Source organism: Corallococcus sicarius, assembly GCF_003611735.1.
GTDB lineage: Bacteria > Myxococcota > Myxococcia > Myxococcales > Myxococcaceae > Corallococcus > Corallococcus sicarius.
This window is the reverse complement of the sequence record NZ_RAWG01000676.1, coordinates 1-752: the sequence shown is the minus strand read 5'-3', so window position 1 is coordinate 752 and position 752 is coordinate 1. Positions and strand designations below refer to the sequence as shown.

Below are 752 nucleotides of genomic sequence, written 5' to 3'. Positions count from 1 at the left end.
CACCCGCAGTGGTGAATGGGATCGCGCGCAGGGCTGGTTATAGACCCATGCGTCCAAAGGGGGCCCACCCTTTGGACGCATGGGTCTATAACCAGCCCTGCGCGCGATACCATTCACCACTGCGGGTGATGGACTCCGCCAGGTTCCTTCGCGGCCGGAAGCCGAGCAGCCGTTCGGCCTTGGCCCCCGAGCACGTCCAGGCCGGCGCCAGCAGCTGCCGCGCCAGCTTCCGGTTCAGGGGCAGTTTGCGGCCCGTCAGGCGCGTCACCCCGTCCGCCGCCGTCGCCAGGGCCGTCAGCACCGCCGGGTGCATCCGGACCGTGCGCGGGTGGTACCCCAGCGCCTTCGCGCCCAGGTCCTGCATCTCCTCCAACGTCAGTCGCTCCGGCGCGGTGCAGAAGAACGCCTGCCCCACCGCCTCCGGCCGCTCCGCCAGGACGATGAGCAGGTCCACCACGTCCTCCACGTCCACCAGGGACAGCGGCCGGGGGCCCCCCACCAGCTCCAGGCGGATGCCCTGCTTCACCATCTTGAAGAAGGACAGGTTTTCCCGGTCTCCGGGCCCGAGGATGCGCGGCGGGCGAATCACGGTGACGGGCAGCCGGTCCTGGAAGGAGAAGGCGATGGTTTCGGCCTCCGCCTTGCTCTCGCCGTACCACTCATGGGGATGGAAGGCGTCCTCCTCTACATGGGGGCGCTCCCGGGTGGAGGGGCCGTGGGAGGCCAGCGACCCGCACATCACCAGCCGGGGG

1 protein-coding gene is annotated in these 752 nt (G+C 70.1%); it reads right to left on the bottom strand.

The features are described 5' to 3' along the window. Positions 1–85: 85 nt before the first annotated feature. Positions 86–752: NAD-dependent epimerase/dehydratase family protein (locus D7X12_RS41650; RefSeq protein ID WP_120630592.1), on the bottom strand; the 667-nt coding region annotated here is incomplete at its 5' end.